Origin of the sequence: Natronospira elongata, assembly GCF_034931365.1 — a bacterium.
GTDB classification, from domain to species: domain Bacteria; phylum Pseudomonadota; class Gammaproteobacteria; order Natronospirales; family Natronospiraceae; genus Natronospira; species Natronospira elongata.
Map to the genome: position 1 here is coordinate 1 of NZ_JAYGII010000062.1, position 7,121 is coordinate 7,121.

The 7,121-nt window shown below is 61.2% G+C and carries 7 protein-coding genes; all 7 read right to left on the minus strand.

The annotated features are described in order from the left end of the window. Positions 1-45: 45 nt before the first annotated feature. Positions 46-702 (minus strand): pyridoxamine 5'-phosphate oxidase family protein, encoded by a 657-nt coding sequence (locus tag VCB98_RS13365; RefSeq protein ID WP_346053366.1) that lies wholly within the window; start codon positions 700-702, stop codon positions 46-48. Between the two features lie 154 nt (positions 703-856). Beyond that, positions 857-1,648: a hypothetical protein gene (locus tag VCB98_RS13370; protein WP_346053368.1), complete on the minus strand. Its 792-nt coding sequence runs from the start codon at positions 1,646-1,648 to the stop codon at positions 857-859. A 510-nt stretch (positions 1,649-2,158) separates the two neighbouring features. Continuing rightward, positions 2,159-3,742: a bifunctional aminoglycoside phosphotransferase/ATP-binding protein gene (locus tag VCB98_RS13375; protein WP_346053369.1), complete on the minus strand. Its 1,584-nt coding sequence runs from the start codon at positions 3,740-3,742 to the stop codon at positions 2,159-2,161. Between the two features lie 92 nt (positions 3,743-3,834). After that, a complete protein-coding gene (locus VCB98_RS13380; protein ID WP_346053371.1) occupies positions 3,835-5,016 on the minus strand; it encodes an Lcl C-terminal domain-containing protein in 1,182 nt (393 codons plus the stop codon). A gap of 115 nt (positions 5,017-5,131) precedes the next feature. Further along, on the minus strand, positions 5,132-5,497 hold the full coding sequence (locus VCB98_RS13385) for a hypothetical protein (RefSeq protein ID WP_346053373.1): 366 nt from the start codon (positions 5,495-5,497) through the stop codon (positions 5,132-5,134). A 74-nt stretch (positions 5,498-5,571) separates the two neighbouring features. Continuing rightward, a complete protein-coding gene (locus VCB98_RS13390; protein ID WP_346053375.1) occupies positions 5,572-5,988 on the minus strand; it encodes an MAPEG family protein in 417 nt (138 codons plus the stop codon). Positions 5,989-6,089: 101 nt separating this feature from the next. Next, positions 6,090-7,121, minus strand: a 1,032-nt coding sequence (locus tag VCB98_RS13395) for an FtsX-like permease family protein (protein WP_346053377.1), incomplete at its 5' end; no start/stop codon positions are given.

The window sequence follows — 7,121 nt, forward strand, 5'->3', positions numbered from 1 at the left end:
GCTCCCCTGTGCGTGGTGTTTTGCAAGAACGGAAGTTGATCATAACTAGCTTTTCCGTCTGTTCAATCGGTCCGCATCCAGCCGGTAGTCGCTGATGTAGTCAGGTACCTGGCCGGGGTCCTGCTCGGTCTGGGGTGGGCCGCAGTGGGTGCTTAGGGAGATGACGCCGGTCCAGACATTTTTCGGATCGCCGGCGTCCACGGGGCCGGCCGGGCCTTTGCGCTGCTTGACCGAGAAGGAGTCGATGGACAGGCGCAGGACCGTGGTGGCGGCGGTTTCCTTGTGGTTGGCGGGTCGGGCCTCTTTGGTGCGGCCGGGGATCATGTATTCCACCATGTGATCGAATATCCGGGCTTTCTCGTCTGGATCCTCGATTTCATGAGCCTTGCCGAAGATCACGGCGGAGCGGTAGTTGACCGAGTGATCGAATACCGAGGCGGCCAGCACCAGGCCGTCGATGTGGGTGACGGTGACACAGACCGGGATGCCCTTGGCCAGCTCACCCAGGAGCCTGGAGGCGACCGAGCCGTGCAGGAGAAGATCCCGGCCGTCGCGGGCGTAGAGCATGGGAATGACCACAGGCTCGCCATCCTGGACGAATCCCACATGACAGACGATGGTGTCATCGAGGACCGCGCAGAGTGCTTCAAAGTCGTACTGCCCGCGGTTGCGTTTCCTTTGCACGATATGTCTTTCCGTCATGGGGCCTCCCCTTGGGTCTGCCTTGATTTTCCAGTGGAGGGAATAGACTTCAGCGAGCTGCCATACCCGCACCCCCTCGATTTGAGAAGGATCCCCTGAGACCGAGGAACTACAGAGTCCACGTTTAGGCAATCGGCATACAGTTGAAACATCGCTACCACGATCCAAAGACCGCTATACCGTAGTAGTCTCCGCCAACCATAGGGGCAACTCCAATGCGCTTATTCCTTTCGGTTTCCAGCACGGCGCCGGTTGCTTCAAAAGCCATATACCACCCCAATGCAGCTTGAGAGACATAGTGGTCTTTATCATTTACCCTTGCGAAGGGAACGGCTAGCGATGCGGCATACAATGCATATTTGGCGAAGGGATTTTCAACGGTTCTGGCCGCCACAAGAAACGGAACGGCTCCGGCAAAGGCATGGCCACTGACACCGTTATCGTCGGCCAATGGCTGCCATTTAGACCCGCGATCGCTTTCCCCCGGTCTGCTTGCACCGGTGACTCGTTGCATTGCAAACACGGGCACAGCGCCTACAAGATACGACCTTATTGTATTGCCGCCAAATTCGCCAAGCGAAGAATCTTCATCAATTAGAGATAAACTTGCCAGGGACAGAGTAACCGGTATGAGATACTTCCCTTCGGCAAACAACAGCGCCATCTCTGAAAACTCATCTGTGTGGGCATTTCTAATTCGGTCTTGGTAGTGCCTCTGAAACCTTTCATCGAATGATGTATTTGCGGCTATCCCACCTACACCAAAAACCACCCCAAGGCGGAGCAATCTATCTTTCGAGTAATAGTTGCGCTGGTCGGTTAGCAAATCGTCCATTCGCCCCTCTGATGCAACCACAGAAGGTGAAGGGAAGACCCCAAATAACACGGTCAGTAAAAGCGAAAGACCGACACGCCATGGCCTGGCCTGACCTGATCTACTCAGCATGACTTGCATCTCCTTCCGTTTGCCGAATGGTTCCGGCACTCCAGGGTAATCAGGTGACTGGGTCAGCCTCTGCGGTGCCGTTGGCGAGCGGTAGTGTCTGGGACTGGGCAGCTAAGCCCGGCGAAGCCAGAATCGCCGGTACAGTTCGGCCAGAACATACCCCGTGGCCAAGGCGATTAGTGCGCCCGGATGGAGTTCTTGTGTCAGAGCGTAGCTAACGGCAGCCCCGAGTGAAAAGCCCAGCAACGCCAGTACGCCGTTTCGGCGCTGGCTACGGCGTTGACGCCGTTCCTTCCTGAACCTGGCCTGCGCTTGCTCAAGCTCTTGACGCTTGGGCGCGAGTAAGGCTTCGGCGGCCGCTTCCTTTTGCTCTGGTGTCATTGATTCCCCCTGAATCATTTGTCCGCTTCGCAGGTCCGCCTACTCGGCGTCCGCCGCTTCTGGTATTGAGCTGGAGATTAAACCAGGGCTGCTGGACTTGCCAGAACCCAGGTTATTTTCGGGCCCGATCTAGCCCTGTTCTAAATCGCGGACCCGTTTGGCAAGGGCTGCCGGGCTCAGGGCTTGGGTGGTGTCAATATCGAGGGCGTAGGGGGCTTCGGTCTCAGTGATGGGGTCCATGCGCTGGTGTTGGACGTGCAGCACTTCAATGTTGGCTTCGGAGGGGTCTTTGCCGGTGGCTTGGCGCTTTTTAATTCGGGTTTCCAGGACATCGATGGGCGCGTGGGTGTGGAGGATGGCGAAGCCTAGATTATTGTCGCTGGCGAGTTGGCGGAAGTGGTCTCTGCCCGGGCGTTGGAGGAAGGTGGCATCGACGATGACGGTGTAGCCGGCGCGGGCGATGAGCAGGGCCAGGTCGGCCAGGCGCTGGTAGGTCTGGCGGCTGGCTTCGGGGGTGTAGATGCCGGCGTCGACTTCGGCGCCACTGGCTTGGAGCGGGTCGAGGCCGAAGAGGCGCTTGCGCTCCACGTCCGAGCGCAGTCGCAGGGCCGGCAGGGCCTGGATGAGTTGCTGGGCGATATGGCTCTTGCCGCTGGCGGACAGGCCCATGGTAATGAGGATGCGGCCCTGGCCGGGCTTGAGGCTGGCCCGGGCGAGCTCGATATAGTCGCGGGCGGCTTGTCGTTCCGTGTCGGCGGCTTCGCTGTCGGGGTGCTGACTGGCACGGATAAGGTTGACCTTGGCGCGGATCATGGCGCGGTAGGCTTCATAAAAGCCCAGCAGGGGGATGGCCTGGTGGTCGCCGGAGGCTTCGAGATAGGCGTTGAGCCAGCGGCTGACCAGGTCCGGACGGCCACGGTATTTGAGGTCCATGCTGAGAAAGGCGACTTCGTTGGCGGTGTCGATCCAGCGAAAGTCCGGGTTGAATTCGATGCAGTCAAAGGCCTGGATGCGGTTCTGGTGGAACACCAGGTTCCCCAGGTGCAGGTCACCATGGCATTCACGCACCCGGCCCTCGCGGCGACGGCTTTCGAGCTGCTCGGCCAGGGCCTTGAAGCGGGCCTCGCTCAGGGCTTCGACGCTTTGCAGGCGGGGGTGGTCGGTCTCGGGCAGCAGGCGGCAGCAGTCGCGGAAGTTATCGGCGGCCATGGCCTGGAGGGCGGCGGGGTCACCATATTGCGGCTCGGTGTCGCCGTCGGGCGTGGCAGCCGGGGCGTCGGCGTGAAAGACGGCGATGTCGCGGGCGAGCTCATCCAGCGATTCCGGGATGAGCTCACCGCGTGCCAGGCGGTGGTCCAGGCGCTGGCCATGATCGAAGCGACTCATCAGCACGGCATACTCGAAAGGCTCGCCGTCGCCGTCGATGCGCGGCGCCTCGGCTGTACCGCTGATATTGACCACGCGGTGGTAAAGGGCCGGAGCCAGGCGGCGGTTGAGACGGATTTCCTCCTCGCAGTAGAAGCGGCGCTTTTCCAGGCTGGTGAAGTCCATGAAACCCAGGTCCACGGGCTTTTTGATCTTGTAGGCGTACTCACCAGCCAACAGGATCCAGTTGCCGTGGGTCTCGATACGCTCCACCGAGTCGACGGGGTGGGGATAACAGGCCGGGTTGTCTAGCGCTTCAATGCGCAAGCCTGTTTCCTTCTGGCTCATGCCATAACCTCTGCTTCAACCTTGGAACTCATTATGGTGCCTTGCTGAGCCAATCGTACAGTGCCCGATATGGCATGCGTGAGCCCGAGGGATCAGGGCTGTGCCCGGACCAATCGAATACCGAGCGGGATTGTTCTTCTTGTCCAGCCGAAGCTGCCATCGGCGAAATCGGCATCCCAGGCGTAGGTGTCTGAGCCGGCATAGGGGGTGACGGACCAGAAGGCGGATCGGCCTTCAGTGATACCCGGGAATATTTGCTGGTTGATGGCCGGTCCGCTGCGACAGGTTTCGGCGATGGTGACCAGTTCGCCGATTGTGGGCAGGCGCCAGCCGTGTGCCTGTTGCTCGGCGATTTCCTGTGCGCTCTGCCAATCGACTCGCTTGGCCTCGCCCTCACAATTGTCACCCGCCCAGTTCTGGCCCAGGGGGCAGCGTTGCCATTCCAGGCTGCTTGGTCGATGGAGGACGGTCTTGCCGTCGTCGCTGATATCGAAGGCACTGCTCGGGGTTCGCCGTGGGGTGTCTTCATGAAAACAGGCGGAGGCGAAGCCGACTTGCGCGATCCTTTCCAGGGCATTGCGGGCAGTGAGGAGTTCATTGGGGAGCTTCCACTGCAGGGTTGCGGAGAGTAATTGTCCCGGCGGGGTCTGGGCGGTGGCTTTCCAGGTCTGGATGAGGGACTGGCGCTGGCGTTCGGCCTGGCTGTCCCTTACCAGCCTGACACGACTGCCGCGATGCTTGAGACCCCAACTGCCTTCGCCGGTGGAGAAGCGGACACTCCAGGCGTATCCGGCGGCGCCGGCATAGGGCATGCCGGACCAGACGTTGGCAGGTGCCAGGGGTTGGTCAGGGAATACCTGACGGTTGATGGCGGGGCCCACACGGCAGTATTCGACAATGGATTGCAGCTCCCAGGGCAGGGGCAGGCGCCAGCCATCGCCCTTTGCCTGCGCAACCTCCCCGGCGGCTTCCCAGCTCAATCGCTCGGCCTCCCCCAGACAGGCGCCGTCATGCCATTGCTGGCCAATGGCACAGCGTTGCCATTCCAGGCCGGTCGGCCGGTGACGCACGACCGAGCCATCGTCGATGGGCATGAAGGCCCGAGAGGGCGTGCTGGCCTGACTGTCCGGATCAGCGCAGTCATCGGGCGGAATCTGGCCCATGGCGATGATGGGCAGCCGCAGCAGGCTGATCAGGAGTATACGTTTGATGTGCGCAGGGGCGCTCGCCGTATTGGCGCCGGCAACAATCCCCCTCCCCCATTTGATTCCCATCCAGGCCGAGCCCCTTTATCTCTCTGAATACACTTTTTGCGGCCACGCTCCGAATGCGCTGCGGCATGATCCGCTGATGGTGAGACCGTATTGTAATGCCGGGCGCCTGAGAGCTCTAACCCTGCATCTCCAGCAGGAAACTATAGAGGACCAGCAACAGGAAGCTGAAAATCATCAGGCCGATGACCATCAGGAAGATCCAGAAGAGACGATAAAGTCGGTCACCCAGTTGAGTCAGGGTGAAGCTGCCGTCGGCTTGGTATTCCCGTTTGAGGATGAAGCGTAATTGCGCCCACATCTGGGTGGGCGACTCCACCGTGACAATGCCCGGCCGGCCCATTGCCTGGAAGGTCTCGGGCATTTCGGTCTTGAGTTTCTGAAAGAACTGGGACAGAAGCCAGTTCCAGTACAGGACGGTGACCCCGCCGCCGATCAGAAACAGGAAGAAGAAGGTGGCAAGCAAGCGCATGACCGGATCCATTGTGCCCCCTTCGGACAATGCCAGGACAAGACACAGCCTGAGGCATCACCGAGGTAATCCCAATGGCTGGGCGGCTAGAGGAGATATTCGCAAGCGAAGCCGATCAGCCACCAGCCGACGATAAGTAGCTGGATGAAGTAGAAGACAAAACGGGCGGTGACGGCCGGGCCGGCGATGGAAGCCAGGTGAATGCCGGACTGGATGATGCGGGCAGCCAGCAGCCAGAGGGCCAGGGGATCGGTGATGGCGGTATGGCCGGTGGCGATGGCCAGCAGGAGGACACCGCCGATCAGGGGGAAGCTTTCGTAGCAATTGGCATGGGCGCGGGCCAGGCGGTGGGCGAAGGGCGAGACATCGCTGCCGTCCGGCTGGAAGGTACCGGGATCCTTGCGCCCGCTCAAGACCAGCCAGGAGCGCATGATCTCGTTGATGAAGATCAGCAGGAAGGTCCAGGCGATAATGCCGATCAATGCAATGACGGACAGGCTCATGGTGTGGTCCTCATCTGCCGAATCAGTATGCTTTCCCGGCCTATGCCTGGATTGAGTCAAGCATAGGCCAGGCCTTCACTTTCCGCCATTTGTTCCTGCCGTTATTCACCCCGCAGGGCCGGTGCCGGATCCTGGCCGGCGGCCTGTCGGGCGATGGGGTGAATGGCCAGGACCAGGGCCGCGGTCAACAGGACCGCCGCCATCAGTGCTGCCGGCCAGACACGTGCGTCCATCGCACCCAGATAGTCGCTCAGGGAAACCACCGCCAGCACCGCAATGGGCAGCCCAATCAGCAGACCCGGCGCGGCCAGGGTCAGGCCATGGCGCATGGCATCCTTGTAGAGACTGCCCGGGCCGGCACCAACGGCCGAACGCAGGGCGAACTCGAAGCGATGGCCCTGCATCAGGAAGCGCAGGGTACCGTAGAAGCCGAGCACCGCCATGATCAGCACGATGACCGCACCAAGGCCGGTCATCCACACCCGGGAGCGGTCCTGGGCGAAGCGATCGGTGAAGGCGTCTTCCAGGGACTGGACCCGTTCGATTTCCAGGGGAATCTCGTGATTCAGCAGGAACTCGCCGATGGCCGCGTCCAGTTGCTCGCGATTGACCTCGCCATCAATGAGCAGGGCGGCGAAATAGGCCATGCCACCGTCGGCAAGCAGGACGGTGGGCCGCATGGGGTCCCGGGGATGGCCGAAGTGAATGTCTTCCACCACGGCGACAATCTCCATGGGCTCGGCTTCACTGCTGCCGCCAAAGCCACCGGTGGTCTGCTCGACAAACTCACCCACCACATCGGTGCGGCCCCAGAACTGCTCGGCCAGGTGACGGTTGACCACGGCCAGCTCCCGGTCCGGCTCCTCCGGCAGTTGGCCGTGCAGAAGGCGCAAACCCAGGATGTCCATTGCATCGGGATCCCAACCCACGGCAATACCCGGGGCTTCGATCTCGGCATCATCGGCCGCCCGGATGGTTTGAAACATCAGATGATCGCTGCCGGGCATGCGGCCGGCGAAGCCCAGATTACGAATGCCATCGACGCCATTGAGTCGTTCACGGATGCCCTGGCGAAAGTCCCGGATGGCTTCGTCGGTGGCACGGAAACTGGCCATGCTGCCGGCGGGCACCGG